The following is a 22,604-nucleotide window of genomic DNA, read 5'->3' as shown; positions in this document are numbered from 1 at the left end:
CGCCGGACCACAGGCGAACACCAGAAGAATCATAGGGAGAGAACAGGACATGACCGAGACCAGCAGGCGCATCCTCCTCGGCGGCGCGGCCGCGCTGCCCGTCGCCACGGGCCTCATCGCGCCGGGCCGCGCCCGGGCGCAGGGCGCGCCCATGAAGATCGGCCTCCTGTCCGACATGTCGGGGCCCTATCGCGACCTGAACGGGCCGAACAGCATCGCCGCGACGCGCGTCGCGATCCAGGAGATGGCGCCGCGGATCAACGCGGAACTCGTCGTCGCCGACCACCAGAACCGCCCCGATGTCGGCGTGAACATCGCCCGCCAGTGGTTCGACCGCGACGGCGTGGACATGGTGCTGAACCTCGCCGCCTCCTCGGTCGCGCTCGCGGTCTCGGACCTGGCGCGCGAGAAGAACAAGGTGATGATCGCGACCTCGACCGCGACCTCCGACCTGACGGGCCGTGCCTGCAGCCCGAACTCCATCCACTGGGTCTACGACACCTACATGCTAGCCAGGTCCACGGGCTCGGCGATGGTGCGCGCGGGCGGGGACAGCTGGTTCTTCATCACCGCCGACTACGCCTTCGGCCATGCGCTGGAACGCGACACGGCGAACTTCGTGCGCAATGCCGGCGGCCGCATCGCGGGGTCGGTCCGCACGCCCTTCCCGGGCACCACCGACTTCTCCTCCTTCCTGCTGCAGGCGCAGGCGTCGCGCGCCAAGGTGATCGGCCTGGCGAACGCGGGCACGGACACCACCAACTGCATCAAGCAGGCGGCCGAATTCGGCATCACGCGGCGCGGCATCAAGCTCGCCTCGATGCTGATGTTCATCTCGGACGTGCATGCGCTCGGCCTCGAGACGGCGCAGGGTCTGGTCTGCAGCGCCTCCTACTACTGGGACCTCAACGACAAGACGCGGAGCATCGCGCGCCGCATCCGGACGGGCGCGACCAACGACACGCCCGTCACCATGGCCCATGCGGGCGACTACTCCGCCACGCTGCACTACCTGAAGGCGGCCGCCGAGATGGGCGCGGCCGCGGCCAAGGCGGACGGCCGGGCGATCGTCGAGCGCATGAAGGCGATGCCGACCGTGGACGATGCCTTCGGCGAGGGCACCATCCGCGCCGACGGGCGCAAGTTGCACCCCGCCTACCTGTTCGAGGTGAAGACCCCGGCGGAAAGCCGCGGCCAGCACGACTACTACAAGCTGCTCCAGACCAGCGCGCCCGACGACGCCTTCCGCCCGATGAGCGAGGGCGGATGCTCGCTGGTGCGCAGCTGAGCCCGCCGCGCGAGAGGGAGGAAAGACAGACATGACCATCGCAACCCGCCGCGGCATCCTGGCCACCGGCACCGGCCTTGCCATCGGCTCGGCCATCGCCCCCCTGTCGCGCGCCCGCGCGCAGGGCAACACGATCCGCATCGGCGTGCTGACCGACATGGCCGGCACCTATCGCGACAATACCGGCCCCACCTCGGTCGCGGCGACGCGGGAAGCGGTCGCCGAATTCGGCGCGAGCCACGGCTTCGCGGTCGAGGTCATCGAGGCCGACCACCAGAACCGCCCCGACGTGGGTTCGAACCTGGCGCGGCAATGGTACGACCAGGGCGTCGACCTCATCCTCGACGTGCCGACATCCTCGGTCGGCCTCGCGGTCAACCAGATCGCGAAGGAGAAGAACAAGGCCTACATCAACGTCGGCTCCGCGACGGCGGACCTGACGGGCGCGCAGTGCAGCCCCAACACGATCCACTGGGCCTACGACACCTACATGCTGGCCAAGTCGACCGGCGGCGCGATGGTGCGCGCGGGCGGGGACAGCTGGTTCTTCATCACCGCCGACTACGCCTTCGGCCACGCGCTGGAACGCGACAACGCCGCCTTCGTGCGCGCGGCGGGCGGGCGGGTGCTCGGGCAGGTGCGCACGCCCTTCCCCGGCACAACGGACTTCTCCGCCTTCCTGCTGCAGGCGGCGGCGACGCGGCCCAAGGTGATCGGGCTTGCGAACGCGGGTGGCGACACGGCCAACTGCATCAAGCAGGCGGCGGAATTCGGCATCACGCGGCGCGGCATCCGCCTCGCGGCGCTGCTGCTGTTCGTCAACGACGTGCAGGGCATCGGGCTGCAGACCGCGCAGGGCCTCGTCTGCACGGAATCCTTCTACTGGAACATGAACGACAAGACGCGCGCCTGGACCCAGCGCGTGGTGCGCCGCACGCCGAACAACTATCCGAACATGATCCATGCGGGCTGCTATTCGGCGGCGCTCCATTTCCTCAAGACCGTCGCCGCCATGGGCGTGCCCGCGGCCAAGGCGTCGGGCCTCGATCTCGTGAACCGCATGAAGGCGGCACCGAGCGAGGACGACCTGTTCGGCCGCGCGACCATCCGCGCCGACGGGCGGCGCCTCATCCCGTCCTACCTGTTCGAGGTGAAGGCGCCGGCCGAGAGCAGCGGGCCTTGGGATTTCTACAAGCTGCTGCAGACCACCCCGGCCGAGGAGGCCTTCCGCCCCGTCGCCGAGGGCAACTGCGCGCTGGTGCGAACCTGATCCATGCGGGCCCGGCGCACGCTGCCCCGGCACGACACGCAAGCACGAGGAAGACAGCCATGACCAATACCACCCGCCGCGGCGTCCTCGCCGGCGCCGCCGCCACCGCCGCCTGGGGCGCGCTGCCCCTCTCGCGCGCCCGCGCCCAGGGAGCGAACAGCGTCAAGATCGGCGTCCTGAACGATCAGTCGGGCCTCTATCGCGACATCACCGGGCCGGGCTCGACCGCCTGCGTCCGCCAGGCGATTCGCGAGATGAACGCGCTCGGCTTCAATGTCGAGGTGGTCGAGGCCGACCACCAGAACCGCCCCGATGTCGGCGCCAACATCGTGCGCCAGTGGATCGACCGCGACGGCGTCGACGTCATCATGGACGTCCCCACCTCGTCCATCGCGCTCGCTGTCAACGGCATCGTGCGCGAGAAGAACAAGGTGTTCCTGGCCTCCGGCCCCGCGACCTCGGACCTGACCGGCGCGCAGTGCAGCCCGAACATGGTGCACTGGACCTACGACACCTGGATGCTGGCGCGCGGCACCGGCGGCGCCATGGTGGCCGCCGGCGGCGACACCTGGTTCTTCATCACGGCCGACTACGCCTTCGGCCACGCGCTCGAACGCGACACCTCGAACTTCGTGCGCCAGGCCGGCGGGCGGGTGCTCGGCACCGTGCGCACGCCCTTCCCCGGCACGACGGACTTCTCGTCCTTCCTGCTGCAGGCGCAGGCGTCGCGCGCAAAGGTGATCGGGCTCGCCAATGCCGGCGGCGACACGATCAACTGCATCAAGCAGGCGGCGGAATTCGGCATCACGCGGCGCGGCACGAAGCTCGCGGGGCTGCTCGTGTTCGTGAACGACATCCACGCGCTCGGCCTGCAGACGGCTCAGGGTCTGGTGCTGACCGAGACCTTCTACTGGGATCTCAACGACCGCACCCGCGCCTTCACCGCCCGCGTGCTGCCCAACATGCCGGCGCAGAACCGGCCGTCCATGATCCAGGCCGGCTGCTATTCGGCCACGCTGCACTACCTCAAGACCGTGAAGGAGATGGGCGTGGCCGCGGCGAAGGCCGACGGCGCCGCCACGGTCACGCGCATGAAGGCGATGCCGGCCGAGGACGACGCCTTCGGACGCAGCACGATCCGCCCCGACGGGCGCAACCTGCACCCGGCCCACCTGTTCGAGGTGAAGGCGCCGTCCGAGAGCCGCGGCGCCTGGGACTACTACAAGCCGCTGCAGACCGTGCCGGCCGACCAGGCCTTCCGCCCGATGGCAGATGGCGGCTGCTCGCTCGTGCGGAGCTGAACCCTGTCGACGCCGCGGAAGGGGGAGGGCACATCCCCCGCCGCGGCGGCGTGCCTGCCGGGCGAGGCCTATTGCGAGTGACTGAACAGGGAGGGGAGACGATGCTGAACAGACGTAGCGTGCTCGCCGCCGGCACCGCCGCGGCGCTGCTGCCCGCGCCGCTCTCGCGCGCCCGCGCCCAGGCGGCCACCATCCGCCTCGGCGTCATGTCGGACATGTCGGGGCCCTATCGCGACGCGACGGGGCCGGGCTCGGTCGTCATGACGCAGGCGGCGATCGCCGAGTTCGGCAACCGCGGCTTCGCGGTCGAGCTGCTGCAGGCCGACCACCAGAACAAGCCCGATGTCGGCGCCAACCTCGCGCGGCAATGGTTCGATCAGGGGGTCGATGCGATCCTCGACGTGCCGACCTCCTCGGTCGCGCTCGCGATCAACCAGATCGCGCGGGAGAAGAACAAGGTCTTCCTCAATTCCGGCGCCGCGACCTCGGACCTGACCGGGGCGCAGTGCAGCCCGAACACGGTTCACTGGACCTACGACACCTGGATGCTGGCCAAGGGCACCGGGGCGGCCATCGTGCGCACCGGCGGGGACAGCTGGTACTTCATCACCGCGGACTACGCCTTCGGCCACGCGCTCCAGCGCGACACGACGCGCTTCGTGGAAGCGGCCGGCGGGCGCGTGCTGGGTGCCGCGCGCTATCCCTTCCCGGCGACCACCGACTTCTCGGCCTTCGTGCTGCAGGCGCAGTCGTCGCGCGCCAAGGTGCTCGGCATGGCGAATGCCAGCACGGACACGGTCAACACCATCAAGGCGGCGCGGGAATTCGGCCTGCATCGCAGCATGAAGCTGGCCGCGCTGCTGATGGGGCTGGTCGACGTGCATGCCCTCGGGCTCGAGAGCGGGCAGGGGCTGCTGCTGACCGAGAGCTTCTACTGGGACCTCAACGACCGCACCCGCGCGCTGACCGCCCGGGTGCGCCGCGCGAACCAGGACCGTCCGCCCGCCATGGTGCAGGCGGGCTGCTACGGCGCCGCGCTGCACTACCTGAAGGCGGTGGCCGACATGGGCGCGGCGGCGGCGAAGGCCGACGGGCGCGCGGCGGTCGCGCGCATGAAGGCCATGCCGACCGACGACGACGCCTTCGGGCCGGGGAGCATCCGCGCCGACGGGCGCAAGCTCCACCCGGTCTTCCTGTTCGAGGTGAAATCCCCCGCGGAATCCCGCGGCCCCTGGGACTACTACAAGGTTGCCGCCACCACGCCCGGCGAGGACGCCTTCCGCCCGTTGACCGAGGGCGGATGCTCCCTCGTGCGTTCCTGACAAGGACCTGATCGTCGATGCTCGAATTCTTCGAGACCATTACCGGGATCCCGGCGCCGCTGCTGTTCGGGCAGCTGCTGCTCGGCCTCATCAACGGCGCCTTCTACGCGATGCTCTCGCTCGGGCTCGCGGTGATCTTCGGGCTGCTCAACATCATCAATTTCACCCACGGCTCCCAGTTCATGATGGGGGCCTTCGTGGCCTGGATGCTGCTCGCCTGGGCGGGAATCGGGTACTGGGGGGCGCTGGTGCTGGCACCGCTGATCGTCGGCGCCACCGGCGTCGTCATCGAGCGATTGATGATCAGTCGATTGTACAAGCTCGACCACCTCTACGGACTGCTGCTGACCTTCGGCATAGGCCTGATGATCGAGGGGTATTTCCGCAACGAGTTCGGATCCTCGGGCCTGCCCTACAGGATCCCCGCGGAACTCTCGGGCGCATGGGACCTCGGCTTCATGTTCATGCCGGTCTATCGCGGCTGGGTCGTGGTCTTCGCGCTGGCTACCTGCCTCGCGACCTGGCTGGTGATCGAGAAGACGCGCCTCGGCGCCTATCTCCGCGCCGCGACCGAAAACGCGCCCCTGGTGCAGGCCTTCGGCGTGAACGTGCCGCGCATGATCACGCTGACCTACGGCGCGGGGGTCGGGCTCGCGGCGCTGGCCGGCGTGCTGGCGGCGCCGATCTATTCGGTGAACCCGCAGATGGGCACCAACCTCATCATCGTGGTCTTCGCGGTGGTGGTCATCGGCGGCATGGGGTCGATCCTGGGCTCGGTGATCACCGGCTTCAGCCTCGGCGTCATCGAGGGCCTGACCAAGGTCTTCTGGCCGGAGGCCTCAGCGGTCGTGATTTTCGTCATCATGGCGATCGTGCTGCTGGCACGCCCCGCCGGCCTGTTCGGGAGGGCGTGAGCCATGGCGTCCGAAACCACCGCGGGCGGCGTGCCCGCCGTCGCGCCGCCGGCGGAAGGCTTCATCTTCGGCTTCACCAAGCCGCAGCTCGGCGCGCTCGTGCTGATGATCGCCTTCCTCGCGATCGCGCCCTTCTACCTCTATCCCATCTTCCTGATGAAGCTGCTGTGCTTCGCGTTGTTCGCCTGCGCCTTCAACCTGCTGATTGGCTATGTCGGGCTGCTGTCCTTCGGCCATGCGGCCTATTTCGGCATGGGCGGCTACATCGCGGGGCACGCGGCCAAGGTCTGGGGCTTCAGCCCCGAGGTCGCGGTGCTGGCCGGCGCGCTGGTCGCGGGGCTGCAGGGCTGGGTGTTCGGCTGGATCGCCATCCGCCGCCAGGGCATCTACTTCGCCATGATCACGCTGGCATTGGCCCAGATGGTCTACTTCTTCTGCGTGCAGGCGCCCTTCACCGGCGGCGAGGACGGCATCCAGGCCATTCCGCGCGGCGCGGCGTTCGGTGCCATCGACCTGTCGAACGACATGTCGATGTACTGGTTCGTCGCCGCGATCTTCCTGGCGGGCTTCCTGATGGTCCACCGGGTCATCCATTCGCCCTACGGCCAGGTGCTGAAGGCGATCCGCGAGAACGAGCCGCGCGCGACCTCCCTCGGCTACCGGACGGACGACTACAAGCTGGTCGCGTTCATCCTGTCCGCCACGCTGGCGGGCGTGGCCGGCGGCACCAAGTCGCTGGTCTTCGGCATCGCGACGCTGACCGACGTGAACTGGCCGATGTCGGGGGAGGTGGTGCTGATGACGCTGGTGGGCGGCCTCGGCACGGTGTTCGGGCCGGTGGTCGGCGCCGCCGTCATCGTCACCATGCAGAACTACCTGGCCGAGATGGGCGCCTGGGTCACGGTGATCCAGGGCGCCATCTTCGTCACCGTGGTGCTCGCCTTCCGGCGCGGCATCGTGGGCGAGATCGCAAACCTGCTGAAGGTGAAGCTGTAGAGGTCGATCAAGGTCGGGGGAGGAGAACCTCCCCCGATCCCCCTCCCTTCTTTGGCACCGGGCGCCGACCTTCGAAGGTGGACGCCAAGTACCAAAGAAGGTTGAGGGGGGTTCGGGGGGAGAAGTTCCCTTCTCCCCCCGCTTCTGCCTTCGAAACCCCTCCGCGGCTCACGCCGCCTTGCGCACCAGGCGGCCCGGCAGCGCGCCGGTCGCCTCCCCGTCGCGGTAGGTCACCTCCCCGGCCACAACGGTCGCGACATAGCCGCGTGCCCGCTGCAGCAGGCGCCGCCCGCCCGCCGGCAGGTCGGCCACCATGCGCGGCGCCTCGAGCGACAGCGCACCCAGGTCGAACACGTTCACGTCCGCGCGCATCCCGGCCCGCAGCACGCCGCGGTCGGAGAGCCCCGCCGCGCGCGCGGTGTCGGACGTAAGGCGCCGCACGATCTCCTCGACCGGGAAGACCGCCTCCTTCGCGTCCCGCGCCCAGTAGGCGAGCAGGAAGGTCGGGAAGGACCCGTCCGAGATGAAGCCGACATGCGCGCCCCCGTCCGACAGCCCCGCGATGGCGTTCGGATGGCGCAGGCACTCCGCGCTGGCCGAGAGCGTGTAGTCAGCGAAGTTCGTCAGCGGCGCGAAGATGAAGCCGGCGCCGTCCTCGGCCACCAGCAGGTCGTAGGCGACCTCCTCGGCGCTTCGCCCCTCCCGCGCCGCGATGGCGGCGATCGAGGCGTCGCGCGGCGGCGCGTAGTCGGGCGGGTCGCCGAAGGGGAACATCCGCTCGAAGCCGAGGCGCGTGATCAGCGGGAAGTTCGACCCCGCCACGCGGTCCTCCGACAGGATGCGCGCGCGCAGCGACGCATCGCGCATCGCCGCCGCGCGCGCGGGCGCCGGCAGGTGCGCGACGGCCTTGTAGGACGCGCAGCCCGAAAACGGGTTCTGGCTGCCCTGCAGCCCGAGCAGGATGCCGATCGGCCGCGGCGGGAAGACGGGCCGGATCGGCAGTCCCTTGGCGGCCGCCGCATCCGACATCGCCAGCAATTCCTGCCATGCCTTCGTCCGGTCGTGCCGCGCGGTCAGCGAGAACACGACCGGCTGCCCGGTCGCCTCGACCACGCGGCGGACGATCGCGAATTCCGTCGCGGGGTCGGGCGTGTTCCAGTCGCTCACCAGTTCGAGCAGCCCGCCGCCGCCGTCGCGCAGGCCGAGCGCCAGGCCGCGCAGTTCCTCCTCCTGGGCACGCAGCGTCGGCGTCGGGTCACCCTTCAGCGTGCGGTGGGAAATGGTGCGCGACGTCGAGACGCCGAAGGCGCCGGCGCGCACCGCCTCGGCCGTCAGCGCGCGCATGCGCGCGATGTCGCCCTGGTTCGCGTTCTCGAGCGCGAGGCCGCGTTCCCCCATCACATGAACCCGCAGCGCGCCATGCGGCAGCAGCGCGCAGATGTCGATGTCGCGCGGCTTCGCGTCCAGCGCGTCGAGGTATTCGGGGAAGGTCTCCCACCGCCAGTCGAGGCCCTCATGCAGGATGGGGCCAGGGATGTCCTCGACGCCCTCCATCAACTCGATCAGCTTCTCGCGGTCCGCTTCGCGGCAGGGCGCGAAACCGACGCCGCAATTGCCCATCACCGCCGTCGTCACGCCATGCCAGGCGGAGGGCGCGAGGTGGCTGTCCCACACCGCCTGCCCGTCGTAATGCGTGTGGATGTCGACGAAGCCGGGGCTGACGATGTGCCCGCGCGCGTCGATCTCGGCCCGGCCGCGGGCGGCGACGCGGCCCACTTCCGTGATGCGGCCGCCCTCGATCGCGACATCGGCTTCGATGGGCGGCGCGCCGGTGCCGTCCACCACGGTTCCGCCCCGGATCACCAGATCGGCCATCGGCTCATTCCCTTCCCGTTGCACCGAAGCCTAGGCGCTCGGGGCGGCCGGCTCAACTTGCGCGGGGGCGGTGGGAAGGTCGGGGGAGGGGAAACTCCCCCGAACCCCCTCCCTTCCTTGGCATTTGGCGCAGGTCCCGGGCGGTCGGGCGCCAAGTGCCAAAGAAGGTTGTGGGGGGGGCGGGGGGAGAAGTTCCCTTCTCCCCCCGCCCTTCCTTTCCCATTGCACTGCGACGCGTCACCGTGGCGTTCGTGCGCCTCACCTCAGTCGTAGACGAAGCGTTCCTCCAGGATCCGCGCCCCCGGCACGCCCACCGCGCGCAGCCCGCGGCGCACCTCGCGCATCATCGCCGGCGGGCCGCACAGCATGAACAGCCATCCGGCCGCGGCGGCCCCGGCGCATCGTTCCTGCACGAAGGCGGCGGTCACCAGGCCGGTGGCGCCCGGCCAGCCCGGCGGCGGCTCCTGCAACACATGCACCGTCTCGACCCCCGGCATCGCCGCGAGTTCCTCGCGCGCCAGGATCTGCCCCTCGTGGCGGTTGCCGTAGAGGAGCAGGGCAGGGCGCGCATCGCCCTGCCCCCGCGCGCCCCGCAGCACCGACAGCAGCGGCGCGACGCCGACGCCCCCGCCGATCAGGCAGAGCCCCGGCTCGCGCCGCCCCGCGAGTGTCAGGTGCCCGTAGGGCCCGTCCACGAAGGCGCGCGCACCGGCCGGCAGGCTGCCGATCGTGCGCGTGAAATCCCCCGCCTCCTTGATCAGGAAGGACAGCCGGCGGCCCGAGCCCGGCGCCGAGGCGATCGAGAACGGGTGCTCCCGCATCGAGAAAGCCGAACGGTCGAGCCGCACCCAGGCGAACTGCCCCGCCTTGTACGCCAGCCCGTCATGGCCGTCCGGCTCCAGCGCCACCTCCCAGGTCCGCTCCGCGGCCGGCACGACCGCGGCGATGCGCCAGGGGCGCCGCGTGAGGCGCAGCGGCCTGAGCAGGTAGACCGTCAGCAGCGTGAACAGCGCGAGGCCCACCAGCGCCGCCCAGTAGGCCGCCAGGACGGGCATGGCGCTGTAGCGCCCGGCATCCAGCGCATGGTGCAGCCCCATCACGGCGACGGCCGCGGCCGTCAGCCCGTGCATCAGGCGCCAGGCCTCGTAGCTGTAGGGCATCTGGTCGCGAAAGATCGCCATGCCGGTCAGCGCCAGCAGGAACATCCAGGCCAGCCAGCCGGTCAGCGTCGAGCCGGCGTCGAGGCCGAGGACCGCCGCGCGCGCCGGGTCGCCCGGCGCCAGCGACTGCCAGAGCCCGGGGCCCGTGAACTGGTAGGCGTTGTAGGAATAGAGCGCCGGATGGACCAGCAGCGCCACCGTCAGCACGCGGGCAAAGAACTGGTGCCAGCGCATGGTCCGGTCGATGCCGATGCCGCCGGTGACGACGCGGAACCGGCCCGAGAGCAGGAATTCCAGCAGCAGCGCCGCGAACCCCGCCATCGCCAGCGCCGAGGACAATTCGTCAGGCCATGGGCGTGCCGGCCCGACCAGCAGCCAGCCGAGCGCGACGGGCAGGACCACGAGCACCGCATAGGCGCCGATCAGGATCGTCGCGGGCATGGTTGCTCCTCCCGGTCGTTGCCGCCCCTGCGTAGCCTGTCCGCGCGGCCGCAGGTCTTGATCCAGCGCAACGGCCGGCTGGAGATCGCCGCGCCGGGCGCCGCGTCGCATCCCCGGTGGACCGCGCCTTGCATCCATGGGAAAGCATCCACGAACCGAGGCCAGGCCTGCCCATGTCCATCCATGTCGCGCTGACGCATCGAACGACCTATCGCTACGCGCGCCCCGCGACCCTCGGCCCGCAGACCATCCGGCTGCGCCCCGCGCCGCACAGCCGCACGCCCGTGTTGTCCTACGCGCTGAAGGTCGAGCCGAAGCCGCATTTCCTGAACTGGCAGCAGGACCCGCAGGGCAATTTCCTCGCCCGCGTGGTGTTCCCCGAGCGCGTGACGCATTTCGACGTGACGGTCGACCTCGTCGCGGACATGGCGACGATCAACCCCTTCGACTTCTTCCTGGAGCCCGAGGCCGAGACCTGGCCCTTCGCCTACGACCCGGGGCTCGAGCAGGAACTGGCCCCGTTCCGCCGCATCGACCCCGCCGGGCCGCTGCTCGACCGCCTGCTGGCCGAGGTGCCGCGGGGCGAGCAGCGCACCGTCGACATGCTGGTCGCGCTGAACGCCATGATCCAGGCCCGGATCGCCTATGTCGTGCGCATGGAGCCCGGCGTCTGGGCGCCGGAGGAGACGCTGGCGAAGGGCAAGGGGTCCTGCCGCGACAGCGCCTGGCTGCTGGTGCAGCTGCTGCGCCGCCTCGGCTTCGCGGCGCGCTTCGTCTCGGGCTACCTGATCCAGCTGGTCGCCGACCAGAAGCCGCTGGAAGGCCCCGAGGGCCCGACCGCGGACTTCACCGACCTGCACGCCTGGGCGGAGGTCTACCTGCCGGGCGCGGGCTGGATCGGCCTCGACGCCACCTCGGGGCTCATGACCGGGGAAGGCCACATCCCGCTGGCCGCGACGCCCGAGCCGCAATCCGCCGCGCCCATTTCGGGCGGGCTCGAGAAGGTGGAGACCGAGTTCGGCTTCGAGATGAGCGTCGCGCGCATCCGCGAAACGCCGCGCGTGACCAAGCCCTACACGCCCGCCCAGTGGCAGGCGATCCGCGCCGCGGGCGACCGGGTGGACGCGAAGCTGGCGCGGCTCGGCCTGCGCCTGACCATGGGCGGCGAGCCCACCTTCGTCGCGGCGTCGGACCGCGATGCGGCCGAATGGAACACCGATGCGCTGGGTCCCACCAAGCGCGCCTATGCCGGGCGGCTGCTGCGCCGGCTGGTGGCACTCTGGTCGCCCGGGGCGGCCCTGCAATGCGCGATGGGCAAGCATTATCCGGGGGAACAGCTGCCGCGCTGGGCACTCTATTCCCACTGGCGCGCGGATGGGGAGCCGGTCTGGCTCGACCCCGCGCTGCTGGCCTCGGACGACGACACCGACGACGCGACCGCGGCCGACGCCATGCGCTTCGCCCGCCAGCTCGCCGAGCGGCTGCAGGTCGACCCCGCGCTGGTGCAGGGCGCGCACGAGGACATCCACTACTACCTGTGGAAGGAAAAGCGCCTGCCGGCCAACGTGGTCGCCGAGGACAGCCGCCTGGTCGACGCGCTGGAGCGCGAGCGCCTGGCGCGGGTGTTCGGCCAGGGCCTCTCCTCCGAGGTCGGCGCCGTGCTGCCGCTGCGCCGCGTCCTGCAGGACGGCGCCCGGCGCTGGCAGTCCGGCCGCTGGTTCCTGCGCGGCGACCACCTGTTCCTCGTGCCGGGTGACAGCCCCGTCGGGCTCCGCCTGCCGCTGGCCAGCCTGCCCTGGATGAGCGCGGAGGACGCGCTGCGCGTGGCCGAGCACGAGGCCGACCCTTTTGCCTGGCGCGACGACCTGCCGCCCCATGCCGCGCTCATGGCGCAGCGGGCGCTGCGCGCGCAGCACGCACCCGCGAGCCTCGACCAGGCGGCGCTGCGCCCGCCGCGGCCGGGCGAGCGCACCACCTCGGCCATCGAGGCCTTCCGGCCGCAGCCGCAGGACATCCCGGTGGTCGGCGTCTCGGACCCCGGCGTGGTGCGCACCGCGCTCACGGTCGAGGCGCGGGACGGCAAGATCCATGTCTTCTACCCGCCGCTGACGGCCGCCGAGGACTGGCTCGACCTGACCGCCGCGATCGAGGCGACGGCCGCCGAGACCGGCCGCAAGGTCGTGCTGGAAGGCTACCTGCCGCCGTCGGACTCGCGCCTGCTGCACTTCTCGGTGACGCCCGACCCCGGCGTGATCGAAGTGAACATCCACCCCGCCCGCCGCTGGGATGAGGTCGTCGAGCGCACCGGGCAGCTCTATGAGGCCGCCCGCCAGGAGGGCCTCGCCGCCGAGAAGTTCATGACCGACGGCCGCCATGTCGGCACCGGCGGCGGCAACCATGTGGTGATGGGCGGCGAGACCGCGGCCGAGAGCCCCTTCCTGAAGCGCCCCGACCTGCTGAAGTCGCTACTCGGCTTCTGGCACAACCACCCGTCGCTGTCCTACCTGTTCAGCGGTCTGTTCATCGGCCCGACCAGCCAGCATCCGCGCATCGACGAGGCGCGGATGGATGCGATCCATGAGCTGGAGATCGCCTTCTCCAAGGTTCGCGCGGGCCAGGAGGCACCGCCCTGGCTGACCGACCGGCTGTTCCGCAACATCCTGGCCGACATGACCGGCAACACGCACCGGACGGAATTCTGCATCGACAAGATGTACGACCCGGCCAGCGCCTCCGGCCGGCGCGGCCTGGTCGAGTTCCGCGCCTTCGAGATGCCGCCGCATGCCGAGATGTCGGCCGCGCAGATGCTGCTGATGCGCGCCGCCGTCGCCGCCTTCTGGGAACGCCCGTACGAGCGCCGGCTGGTGCGCTGGGGCACGCGGCTCGGCGACCAGTTCATGCTGCCGCACTATTGCGAACAGGATTTCCGCGACGCGATCGACGAGCTGCGCAACCTCGGCGCCCCGCTCGACGCCGATTGGTTCGCGACGCACCTCGCCTTCCGCTTCCCGATGATCGGGGAGGTGCCGATGCGCGACGTCCACCTCGAGCTGCGCCACGCGCTGGAGCCCTGGCACGTGCTGGCGGAGGATGCGTCGGCCGGCGGCACCGTCCGCTACGTGGACAGCAGCGCCGAGCGCGTGCAGGCGCGCGTGACCAACTGGGTCGCGGACCGCCACCTGCTCGCGGTGAACGGCGTGGCGGTGCCGCTCCGCGCGACCGAGCGGGCAGGCGAATACGTGGCCGGCATCCGCTTCAAGGCGTGGAACCCGCCGTCGTCGCTGCATCCGACCGTCGCGCCGCAGACGCCGCTCATCCTCGATGTCTTCGACCGCTGGAGCGGGCGCAGCCTCGGCGGCCTGACCTATCACGTGGCGCATCCCGGCGGGCGCAACTACGACCGCTACCCGGTCAATGCGAACGAGGCCGAGGCGCGGCGCCGCGCGCGCTTCCAGCCCTTCGGCCACACGCCCGGCAGCATGGCGCCGCCCGAACCGCAGGCGGGCCTCGAACTGCCCTTCACCCTCGACCTGAGACGCCATGGCTGACCGCGTGGAGGTCCCACCGGTCGACGAGATGGTCGACGGCCGCGGCGGCGTGCGCCCGCACTGGCGCCCGCTGCTCGGCATGCTGGGCGGCATGGGGGAGGGGGTGCTGGGCGAGCGTGCCCGCCGCCTCGACCGCGCCTTCGAGGACGAGGGTATCGCCGGCGTGCTGCCCGGCACGAAGCGGGAGGCCGCCTGGCGCTGCGACCCGCTGCCGCTCGTGCTGCCCGCGGCGGAATTCGCGGCGCTCGAGGCCGGGATCGCGCAGCGCGCCCGGCTGCTGGACGCGGTGCTGCAGGATTTCTACGGCCCGCAGGCGCTGGTCGCGGAAGGCCTGGTGCCGCCCGAGCTGGTGCATGCGAACCCGGCCTTCCTGCGCGCCTGCCGCAGCGAGGGGCGCGCCGCCGCCGCGCCGCAGCTCCACCTCTATGCGGTCGACCTGCTGCGCGGCCCGGACGGCGCCTGGCGCGTGCTCGCCGACCGCACCACCGCGCCCGCGGGCCCGGGCCTGGCGCGCGAGAACCGGCGGATGCTGGCGCGCATCATGCCGGAGGCCTTCCGCGGCGCGCCCGTGCGCTCGATGCGCCCCTTCTTCGACCTCTGGCAGGACGCGCTGCAGCGCCTGGCCCCGCCCGAGCGGCCCGACCCCGCCGTCGCGCTGCTGACGCGGGGCACCCACCACCCGCGCTGGGTCGAGGACATGCTGCTGTCGCGCGAATTGTCCTGCGCGCTGGTCGAATGCGGCGACCTGACGGTGCGGGCCGGCGTGCTCTACCTGAAGACCCTGCAGGGGCTGCAGCGCGTTGACGTGCTCCTCTCGCGGATCGAGGGCGCGACGCTCGACCCGCTGGACTGCGCCGAGGCAGGCACCTCGGGCGTGCCGGGGCTGCTCGACGCCGCCCGGCACGGCGCGGTGCGCCTGCTCAACGCGCCCGGCGCGGCGCTGGCCGAGGCGCCGGCGCTGGCCGCCTTCCTGCCCGCCGTCGCCGAACGGCTGCTGGGCGCGGCGCTGCTGCTGCCCTCGGTCGAGACGCTCTGGCTCGGCGCCGCCGCCGCCCGCGCGCGGCTGGCCGAGGAGCCGGGCTGGCTCGTGCGCGATGCCAATGACGGCGCCTCCCCGGCGCCGATCCCGCTCGATGCCTGGGCGAACGCGATCGCCGCGGAGCAGCGTCCGAGCGCCTTCGCGGCGACGCGCCTGCCGACCCCGTCCGTCGCCCCCTGCGTGGTGGGGGAGGCGCTGGAGCCCCGGCCGCTCACGCTGCGCATGTTCGCGCTGTTCGACGGGGATGCCTGGCGCGTCATGCCGGGCGGCCTCGCCCGGATCGGGGAGCCCGCCTCGCTCGGCGGCGCGCTGCCGTCGCAGGGCCTGTCCAAGGATGTCTGGGTGCTGGCCGAGGAAGGGGCGGACATCATCGGCCCCGCCGCGCTGCAACTGCCGCCGCTGCCGATCCGCCGCCAGCCCGGCGCGCTGCCGTCGCGCGTGGCGGACAACCTGTTCTGGCTCGGCCGCTACACCGAGCGCCTCGAGCGCGCGGCGCGGCTGGTGCGCGCGACCCATGCGCGCATCTCCCGCGGCGTGGTGCTGCCGCGCGAGGCCGCCGAGGTCGCGGCGCTGATCCGCTGCCTCGCGCAGGCGGGCTTCACGGACGCCGAGGATGTCGGCGCGTCCTCCGCCGCGCAGGCGTTGCCCGGGATCATCGCGGCCGAGCTGCGCGACGGCGGCGCGCTGCCAGGCCTCGCGGACCGGATCGCGGCGCTGACGGCCATGGTGCGCGACCGCCTGACCGCCGACATGCACGCGACCTTCACGCTGACGCTGCGCGCCGCGCGGGCCGAGATGCGCGACGCCGGCGGCAGCCTCGAGGCGATCTCGCGCGCCATGATCCCGGTGCTGCGCTTCGCGACCGCCGTGGCGGGCGTCGCGGCCGAGAGCATGGTGCGCGGCGGCGCCTGGCTGTTCCTCGACCTCGGCCGGCGGATCGAGCGCGCGCAGGCGATCGCGGCCGAGGTGGGCTTCGCGCTCGACCAGCCGCCGGCGCGGATCGAGGGCGGGCTGCGGCTGATCCTGGAGCTCTGCGACAGCGTCATCACCTATCGCAGCCGCTACCTCACGATCCTGCAGCCCGCGCCGGCGCTCGACCTGGTGCTGGCCGACGAGAGCAATCCGCGCGCGCTCGCGTTCCAGCTGGCCGCGATCGGCCACCACCTGGACGAGGTGGCGGGGCAGGAGGACGCGAGCCTGCCGGCCGAGGCCGCCATGCTGCGCGCGGAGGCCGAGGCGATGGTCGCCGCCGTCATCGCGGCATCCGACCAGGCGGCCGCGGCGGCGGCGCTGCCGGCACGGCTGGAGGCGATGTCGGGCCGGATCGCCGCCCTGTCCGACGCCGTAACGCGGCGCTACTTCGCGCTGCTGCCGGCGACGCAGACGCTCGGCCTGGAAGGCGCCGAGCCGGCCATGCGCGGTGCCGCGTGATCTTCAGGCTGCGGCACGTCACGACCTATGCCTATGCGCATCCCGTGGACCTGGCCGCGCACCTGCTCCTGCTGACGCCGCGCGCCCTGCCGCAGCAATCGGTCGCGCGCGCCACGCTGGCGATCACGCCGACGCCCACGCACGTGACCGAGGCGACCGACCATTTCGGCAACCGGGCGACGCGCGTCTTCATCGACCGCCCCCATGCGCGCTTCGAGGTGGTCGCCGAGGCGCTGGTCGGGGTGCTCTTCCCGCCGCCGCCGCCCGCCGCCGCGACCCTGCCCTGGGAGGCGGTCGCGGCCGCCGCGCGCGCCTCGGAGGCCGCGGAATTCGCCTTTCCGAGCCCGCTCGCGCCGGTGGTCCTGGCCGCCACGGGATATGCCGCGGCATCCTTCCCGCCGGGCCGCCCGGTGCTGGCCGGGCTGGTCGAGCTCATGGCGCGCATCCGCGCCGACTTCACCTATCGCCCCGGCGTGACCGGGCCGAACACCCAGGTGGCCGAGGTTCTGGAAACCCGCACCGGCGTCTGCCAGGACTATGCGCATGTCATGATCAGCGGGTTGCGCGGGCTCGGCCTGCCTGCGCGCTACGTCTCGGGCTATGTGCGCACGCGCCCGCCGCCGGGCGGCACCGCGCGGCGCGGCGCGGACCAGTCGCACGCCTGGGTCGAGGCCTGGCTCGGGCCCGGCCATGGCTGGGTCGGGCTCGACCCGACCAACGACGTCGTGGTGCGCGATGAGCACGTGGTGCTGGCCTGGGGGCGGGACTTCGCCGATGTCAGCCCGCTGCGCGGCGTGATCCTGGGCGGCGGCGAACACGGGCTGCGCGTCGGCGTTGATCTCGAGGAAGCCGAGAGCCTCCTGCCCGCCTGAGGGCAGGGCTGCCGCCTGCGGCGGCACCGCCCGCAAGGCCCGCGCCCGGGGTGCCGCGAGACGGGTTGACGCGGTCTCGGCGCCCCATGAGAGTCGCGCCATGTCCGCAGATATTCTGCTTTCGGGCGGCCGCATCTTCCGCGGCCTCGCCCATGGTTTCGTCGATGCGCTGGCGGTGCGGGACGGGCGCGTGGTGGCGCTCGGCGCGGATGCGCTGGATGCGGCGGGGCCGGGCACGCGGCGGATCGACCTCGCGGGACGGGTCGCGATTCCTGCCTTCAACGAAGCGCACATGCACCTGCTGCCCTACGGGCTCGGCCTGTCGCAGGTGAACCTGCGGGCCGAGGAGGTGCGCACGCTGGACGAGGTGCTGCGGCGCATCGGTGTCGCGGCGCAAGCCGCGCCCAAAGGCGCCTGGGTGCTCGGCCGCGGCTACGACCACGCGGAACTCGATGTCGGGCGGCACCCGCTGGCGGCGGAGCTGGACCGAGCGGCGCCGGACAACCCCGTCGCCATCGTGCGCACCTGCGGGCACATGGCGGTGGCAAACACCATGGCGATGCGGCTCGCGGGCGTCGGCCACAACACGCCCGACCCCGAAGGCGGCGTGATCGAGCGCCGCGGCGGCGCGCTGACCGGCCTGTTCCAGGAACGCGCCATGCGCCTGGTGCGCGACGTGATCCCGCCGCCCGACGAAGCCACCATGGTCGATGCGATCGAGGCGGCCTGCCGGCACCTCGCCTCGTTCGGCTTCGCCTCCGCCACCGACATGAACGTGGGCATGACGGCGGGCATGGCGGAGGTCGCAGCCTATCGCGCGGCGCAGGCGGCGGGGCGGCTGCCGCTGCGCATGTGGCAGGTGCTGGCCGGCAACCCCGAGGGCATCGCCGCCGAGGCCTGGGATGCCGGCATGCGGCCCATGGAGGGCGACGACGGGCTGCGCTGGGGCGCGGTGAAGGTCTTCGCGGACGGGTCCGCCGGCGGGCTGACCGCGGCCTTCTTCGAGCCCTACCTGCAAGGCGGCACGGGCGTCTTCACCTTCCCGGACGAGACCATCCACGCGCTGCTGAAGCGGTATCACGAACAGGGCTGGCAGCTCGACATCCACGCCATCGGCGATGCCGCGATCGAGCAGGTGCTGCAGGGCATGGAGGCGGCCGACAGCGAAGCGCACCCCTTCGCCGGCCGCCGCCACCGCATCGAGCATTGCGGCTTCGTCACGCGCGACCAGCGCCGACGGATGAAGGCGCGCGGCATCCTGCCCGTGCCGCAGCCGGTGTTCATGTACGAGTTCGGCGACCTCTATGTCCGTAACCTCGGCCCGGCGCGGTCGATGCATGCCTATCCGATGAAGACCTGGCTCGATGACGGTGCGCATCCGGCGGCCTCCTCCGATTGCCCGGTCTCGACGGTCGATCCCTTCATCAACCTGTTCACCATGCTCACGCGCCAGACGAACCGCGGCACCGTGATGGGGCCGGAGGAACGCCTGACCGCGGAGGAAGCCGTGCACTGCTACACCTGGTGCGGCGCCTACACGCAGTTCGCCGAGGACCGCCGCGGGACGCTGGAGCCAGGCATGCAGGCCGACATCGCAGTGCTGTCCGGGGACATCTTCGCGATGGAACCGGAGGCCGTGCTGAAGGCGCAGGCTGACCTCACGCTGCGCGACGGCGTCGCGATCTTCGACCGCCACGGGGAAGCGGGCTGATGCTGCGCCACGCGATTCACCGCATGATCCTCGCGGTGCCGGTCATGTTCGGCGTGATCCTGATCGGCTTCCTGCTGATGCAGGTGGTGCCGACCGACCCCGCCACGGTGCGCGCCGGCCCGACCGCAACGCCGGACGTGATCGCGGCCATCCGCGCCGACCTCGGCCTGGATGAGCCGCTCTACGTGCAGTTCGGCCTCTACATGTGGCGCCTGGTGCAGGGGGACCTCGGCGTCTCGATCATCAACAACGTCTCGGTCGCGCAGGAACTCGGCGCCACCATCGGACCGACGCTCGAACTGATGGCGGCGAGCCTCGTCTGGTCCATCCCGCTCGGCATCCTGCTCGGCACGCTGGCGGGGTATTGGCGCGGGTCGGTGGTCGACCGCGTGATCATGGCGATCTCCGTGGCCGGGGTCTCGGTGCCGGTCTTCTTCCTCGGCCTGGTGCTGATCTGGTTCGTGGGCTTCCAGTGGCAGTGGCTGCCCTTCACCGGGCGCGGCGGGCCGATCTGGACCATGGACGGCATCCGCTCCCTCATCCTGCCGGCGCTCACGCTGGGCGGCGTCTTCGTCGGGCCCGTCGCGCGCATGACGCGGACGGCGGTGCTGGACGTGCTCTCGGCCGATCATGTGCGCACGGCGCGCGCCAAGGGGCTGACGGAACGGCTGGTGGTGCTGCGCCATGCGCTGCGCAACGCGCTGGTGCCTGTGGTGACGCTGATCGGCCTGCAGATCGGCTTCCTGCTGGGCGGCGCGGTCGTGACCGAGACGGTGTTCTCCTGGCCCGGCGTGGGCCGGCTCGCGGTCGGCGCGATCCTGTCGTCGGACTTCCCGATGGCGCAGGGGACGATCATCGTCCTCTCGCTCGGCTTCATCGTGATCAACCTGGTGGTCGACGTGCTTTACGCCGCGCTCGATCCGCGGATCCGCACGGCATGAGCGCCTCGACCGACACCAGCGAGCCGATCGCGCCGCCGCGCCCCGGCATCCTGTCGCGCCTGCTGCGGGAACCGGCGGCGGCCTTCTCGCTGCTGCTGGTGGTGCTGCTGATCGGCGGCGCCGTGCTCGCGCCGGTTTTGGCGCCGACCGATCCCTACGACAACGACCTCTCGCTCGCGATGCAGCCGCCGGGCAGCCCGGGCCTGCCGCTCGGCGCCGACGCCCAGGGGCGGGACATGGTGACGCGCCTGCTCTATGGCCTGCGCGTGTCGCTGCTGATGGGCTTCTTCGCGGTGGTGCTGGGCGGGTCGCTCGGCGCGCTGCTCGGCTTCCTCGCCGCCTTCTACCAGCGCTGGCTGGACGGGCCGATCATGCGGCTGGTCGACATGATGCTGTCCTTCCCGGCCATCCTGGTCGGGCTCGCCATCGCCGCCATCCTGGGGCCGGGCATCTTTTCCGTCGTGATCGCCCTGTCGGTCGCGACGGTGCCGCTGATGGCGCGCATCGTGCGCGGCACGGCGCTGGTCGTCATGCGGCTCGACTACATCGAGGCGGCGCGCGCGACCGGCATGACGGATGCGCGGCTGATCTGGCGGCACCTGGCGCCCAATTGCCTGTCGTCGATCTTCGTCTTTGCCACGCTCCGCTTCGGGCAGGTCATCCTGCTCGGCTCGGCGCTGTCCTTCCTCGGGCTCGGCGCGCAGCCGCCGGTGCCCGAGCTGGGCGCTATGGCCAGCGAGGGACGGAACTTCCTGTTCTTCGCGCCGCACATCGCCGTCGTGCCCTGCGTCCTGATCTTCGTCGTCGTGCTCGCCTTCAACGTCCTGGGCGACGCGCTGCGGGACGCGCTCGACCCCAGGCTTCGCATCTGAACGGGAGAAAGAGACCCATGAGGAAGACCATCGGCGCCGCGATGCTCGCGCTGGCCGCAACAATCCCGGCGGGCGACGCGCTCGCGCAGGCGACCAACCCGCGCAACACGCTCGTGGTGCTGCGCGAGATCGACGCCGACCGCTACGACCCGGCGCGCACCACCGCGCGCGGCGCGGGCGAGGTCCTGTACATGATGAGCGACACGCTCGTGGCGCTCGACTTCGACATGCAGACGATCCGTCCCGCGCTGGCGGAACGCTGGGAGGTCAGCCCGGACGGCAAGACCTACACCTTCCACCTTCGCCGCGACGTGACCTTCTGCGATGGCCGGCCGATGACGGCCGAGGACGTGGCCTACTCCATCAACCGCTGGATCAACCCCGCGACGCGCAGCCCCGTGCGCTGGCGCGCCGGCCCGGTGAAGGAGATCCGCGCGGTCGGCCCGCATACGCTCGAATACGAGCTGAACGAGCCCTTCGGCGAATTGCTGTTCCAGCTCACGCTGTTCTTCGCCTCGGTCGTCGACCGCAACACGGTCGAACGCCTGGGCGAGAATTTCGGCGTGCAGGGCTTCAACGGCACCGGCCCCTATTGCTGGGTGTCCTGGACGCCGCGGCAGGAACTCGTGCTGCAGCGCCACCCGACCTACAGCTGGGGCCCGCGGGAGATGTACCAGAACCCGTCGCCCCAGGTGGACCGCGTGATCTGGCGCGTGACGCCGGAAAGCCAGACGCGCCTTGCGGCGCTGCAGACCGGGCAGGGCGACGTGACGCAGTACATCCCGCCCATCGCGGTGCAGACGCTGCAGCGCACGCCCAATGTCCGCATGTCGCGCCAGGACAACTACTTTTGGGATCATTTCATGGGCTTCAAGGTCGACAAGCCCGTTGTGAGCGACCCTGCCGTGCGCCGCGCCATCAACCAGGCCGTGAACCGTGAGGCGCTGGTCCGCGCCACCTGGTTCGGCACCGCGGTGCCGGCCGACAGCTACCTGAATCCGAACGTGACCGGCTTCGACGCGGATGCCGCGCGGCTCGTGCCGACCTTCAACCCGGATGCGGCGCGCCGCACGCTGGACGAGGCCGGCTGGCGCATGGGCAGCGACGGCGTCCGCGTGAAGGACGGCCAGCGCGCCACCTTCCTGGTCTATGGTCTGCAGACGGCGGAGGGGCAGCAGTACCTGCAGGCGGTGCAGGCGGACCTACGCCGCGTCGGCATCGAGATGCGCATCCAGATGTGGGACGCGACGGTCGGCTGGGGCCGGCTCGCGACGCAGGAATTCGACGCCTTCATCATGTCCTACCCCTACGTGACGGCGACCGACGCCTTCTCGCTGTATTTCAACAGCGCGAACCGCCCGACGCCCAACCGCATGAACTGGAACGACCCCGCGACCGACGCCGCTCTGCGCGAAGCACAGACCGCGGTCGACCCCGCCGTGCGTGCCGCCGCCATCGCCCGCGCGCAGCGCATCGTCGCAGAGGCCAATGTCTGGATGCCAGTCGCTCGGCAGCAGCTTTGGGTCGCCTCCTCGGCCCGGGTGGAGGGTGTGCGCGCGCACGGCATCTACGGCGTGGCCCTCTACAAGGGCCTCGACATCCGGCTGACGCGCTAAGGAGCCC

At 71.6% G+C, this 22,604-nt stretch carries 15 protein-coding genes; 13 read left to right on the top strand and 2 right to left on the bottom strand.

The window, feature by feature from the left end; all coding sequences use genetic code 11:
• Positions 1-49: 49 nt before the first annotated feature.
• The 6 genes from E8M80_RS00955 to E8M80_RS00930 all read left to right on the top strand — a co-directional run bounded on the left by E8M80_RS00955 (position 50) and on the right by E8M80_RS00930 (position 7,091).
• Positions 50-1,288 carry an ABC transporter substrate-binding protein gene (locus tag E8M80_RS00955; RefSeq protein ID WP_137123774.1) on the top strand — a complete coding sequence of 413 codons (1,239 nt, stop codon included), beginning with the start codon at positions 50-52 and terminating at the stop codon, positions 1,286-1,288.
• A 31-nt stretch (positions 1,289-1,319) separates the two neighbouring features.
• Positions 1,320-2,558, top strand: coding sequence for an ABC transporter substrate-binding protein (locus tag E8M80_RS00950; RefSeq protein WP_137123773.1), 1,239 nt, complete (start codon positions 1,320-1,322; stop codon positions 2,556-2,558).
• Between the two features lie 59 nt (positions 2,559-2,617).
• Entirely contained in the window at positions 2,618-3,859 is a 1,242-nt protein-coding gene (locus E8M80_RS00945) for an ABC transporter substrate-binding protein (RefSeq protein ID WP_137123772.1), read from the top strand.
• Positions 3,860-3,960: 101 nt separating this feature from the next.
• Positions 3,961-5,181 carry an ABC transporter substrate-binding protein gene (locus E8M80_RS00940; protein ID WP_137123771.1) on the top strand — a complete coding sequence of 407 codons (1,221 nt, stop codon included), beginning with the start codon at positions 3,961-3,963 and terminating at the stop codon, positions 5,179-5,181.
• A gap of 17 nt (positions 5,182-5,198) precedes the next feature.
• Entirely contained in the window at positions 5,199-6,095 is an 897-nt protein-coding gene (locus E8M80_RS00935; protein WP_137123770.1) for a branched-chain amino acid ABC transporter permease, read from the top strand.
• A gap of 3 nt (positions 6,096-6,098) precedes the next feature.
• On the top strand, positions 6,099-7,091 hold the full coding sequence (locus E8M80_RS00930; RefSeq protein ID WP_137123769.1) for a branched-chain amino acid ABC transporter permease: 993 nt from the start codon (positions 6,099-6,101) through the stop codon (positions 7,089-7,091).
• A gap of 168 nt (positions 7,092-7,259) precedes the next feature.
• On the opposite strand, the gene E8M80_RS00925 is transcribed toward E8M80_RS00930, so the two are convergent.
• The gene (locus tag E8M80_RS00925; protein WP_137123768.1) at positions 7,260-8,966 is read right to left on the bottom strand and encodes an amidohydrolase family protein; all 1,707 of its coding nucleotides are present in this window, start codon (positions 8,964-8,966) and stop codon (positions 7,260-7,262) included.
• A 263-nt stretch (positions 8,967-9,229) separates the two neighbouring features.
• On the bottom strand, positions 9,230-10,567 hold the full coding sequence (locus E8M80_RS00920; protein WP_170979136.1) for a ferric reductase-like transmembrane domain-containing protein: 1,338 nt from the start codon (positions 10,565-10,567) through the stop codon (positions 9,230-9,232).
• Between the two features lie 173 nt (positions 10,568-10,740).
• On the opposite strand from E8M80_RS00920, the gene E8M80_RS00915 reads away from it, so the two are divergent.
• The 7 genes from E8M80_RS00915 (at position 10,741) to E8M80_RS00885 (ending at position 22,597) form a co-directional block, all read left to right on the top strand.
• A complete protein-coding gene (locus E8M80_RS00915) occupies positions 10,741-14,115 on the top strand; it encodes a DUF2126 domain-containing protein (protein ID WP_137123766.1) in 3,375 nt (1,124 codons plus the stop codon).
• Positions 14,108-16,585 carry a circularly permuted type 2 ATP-grasp protein gene (locus tag E8M80_RS00910; RefSeq protein ID WP_137123765.1) on the top strand — a complete coding sequence of 826 codons (2,478 nt, stop codon included), beginning with the start codon at positions 14,108-14,110 and terminating at the stop codon, positions 16,583-16,585. Before E8M80_RS00915 ends, E8M80_RS00910 begins: the two co-directional genes overlap by 8 nt.
• On the top strand, positions 16,582-17,457 hold the full coding sequence (locus E8M80_RS00905; RefSeq protein ID WP_137123764.1) for a transglutaminase family protein: 876 nt from the start codon (positions 16,582-16,584) through the stop codon (positions 17,455-17,457). Before E8M80_RS00910 ends, E8M80_RS00905 begins: the two co-directional genes overlap by 4 nt.
• A 100-nt stretch (positions 17,458-17,557) precedes the next feature.
• On the top strand, positions 17,558-19,168 hold the full coding sequence (locus E8M80_RS00900) for an amidohydrolase (RefSeq protein WP_137123763.1): 1,611 nt from the start codon (positions 17,558-17,560) through the stop codon (positions 19,166-19,168).
• Entirely contained in the window at positions 19,168-20,109 is a 942-nt protein-coding gene (locus tag E8M80_RS00895; RefSeq protein ID WP_137123762.1) for an ABC transporter permease, read from the top strand. Before E8M80_RS00900 ends, E8M80_RS00895 begins: the two co-directional genes overlap by 1 nt.
• Positions 20,106-20,981: an ABC transporter permease gene (locus tag E8M80_RS00890; RefSeq protein WP_137123761.1), complete on the top strand. Its 876-nt coding sequence runs from the start codon at positions 20,106-20,108 to the stop codon at positions 20,979-20,981. The genes E8M80_RS00895 and E8M80_RS00890 overlap by 4 nt, the downstream gene beginning before the upstream one ends.
• Before the next feature lie 17 nt (positions 20,982-20,998).
• Positions 20,999-22,597, top strand: coding sequence for an ABC transporter substrate-binding protein (locus tag E8M80_RS00885; protein ID WP_137123760.1), 1,599 nt, complete (start codon positions 20,999-21,001; stop codon positions 22,595-22,597).
• Positions 22,598-22,604 lie beyond the last annotated feature (7 nt).

This window comes from Roseomonas sp. HF4 (assembly GCF_005222755.1).
GTDB lineage: Bacteria > Pseudomonadota > Alphaproteobacteria > Acetobacterales > Acetobacteraceae > Neoroseomonas.
This window is presented reverse-complemented; position numbering and strand designations above follow the sequence as displayed.

Excerpts from the sequence above, each read along its gene's own strand:
- E8M80_RS00955 (WP_137123774.1), top strand. The coding sequence starts at position 50 with ATGACCGAGACCAGCAGGCGCATCCTCCTCGGCGGCGCGGCCGCGCTG.
- E8M80_RS00950 (WP_137123773.1), top strand. The coding sequence starts at position 1,320 with ATGACCATCGCAACCCGCCGCGGCATCCTGGCCACCGGCACCGGCCTT.
- E8M80_RS00945 (WP_137123772.1), top strand. The coding sequence starts at position 2,618 with ATGACCAATACCACCCGCCGCGGCGTCCTCGCCGGCGCCGCCGCCACC.
- E8M80_RS00940 (WP_137123771.1), top strand. The coding sequence starts at position 3,961 with ATGCTGAACAGACGTAGCGTGCTCGCCGCCGGCACCGCCGCGGCGCTG.
- E8M80_RS00935 (WP_137123770.1), top strand. The coding sequence starts at position 5,199 with ATGCTCGAATTCTTCGAGACCATTACCGGGATCCCGGCGCCGCTGCTG.
- E8M80_RS00930 (WP_137123769.1), top strand. The coding sequence starts at position 6,099 with ATGGCGTCCGAAACCACCGCGGGCGGCGTGCCCGCCGTCGCGCCGCCG.
- E8M80_RS00925 (WP_137123768.1), bottom strand. The coding sequence starts at position 8,966 with ATGGCCGATCTGGTGATCCGGGGCGGAACCGTGGTGGACGGCACCGGC.
- E8M80_RS00920 (WP_170979136.1), bottom strand. The coding sequence starts at position 10,567 with ATGCCCGCGACGATCCTGATCGGCGCCTATGCGGTGCTCGTGGTCCTG.
- E8M80_RS00915 (WP_137123766.1), top strand. The coding sequence starts at position 10,741 with ATGTCCATCCATGTCGCGCTGACGCATCGAACGACCTATCGCTACGCG.
- E8M80_RS00910 (WP_137123765.1), top strand. The coding sequence starts at position 14,108 with ATGGCTGACCGCGTGGAGGTCCCACCGGTCGACGAGATGGTCGACGGC.
- E8M80_RS00900 (WP_137123763.1), top strand. The coding sequence starts at position 17,558 with ATGTCCGCAGATATTCTGCTTTCGGGCGGCCGCATCTTCCGCGGCCTC.
- E8M80_RS00895 (WP_137123762.1), top strand. The coding sequence starts at position 19,168 with ATGCTGCGCCACGCGATTCACCGCATGATCCTCGCGGTGCCGGTCATG.
- E8M80_RS00890 (WP_137123761.1), top strand. The coding sequence starts at position 20,106 with ATGAGCGCCTCGACCGACACCAGCGAGCCGATCGCGCCGCCGCGCCCC.
- E8M80_RS00885 (WP_137123760.1), top strand. The coding sequence starts at position 20,999 with ATGAGGAAGACCATCGGCGCCGCGATGCTCGCGCTGGCCGCAACAATC.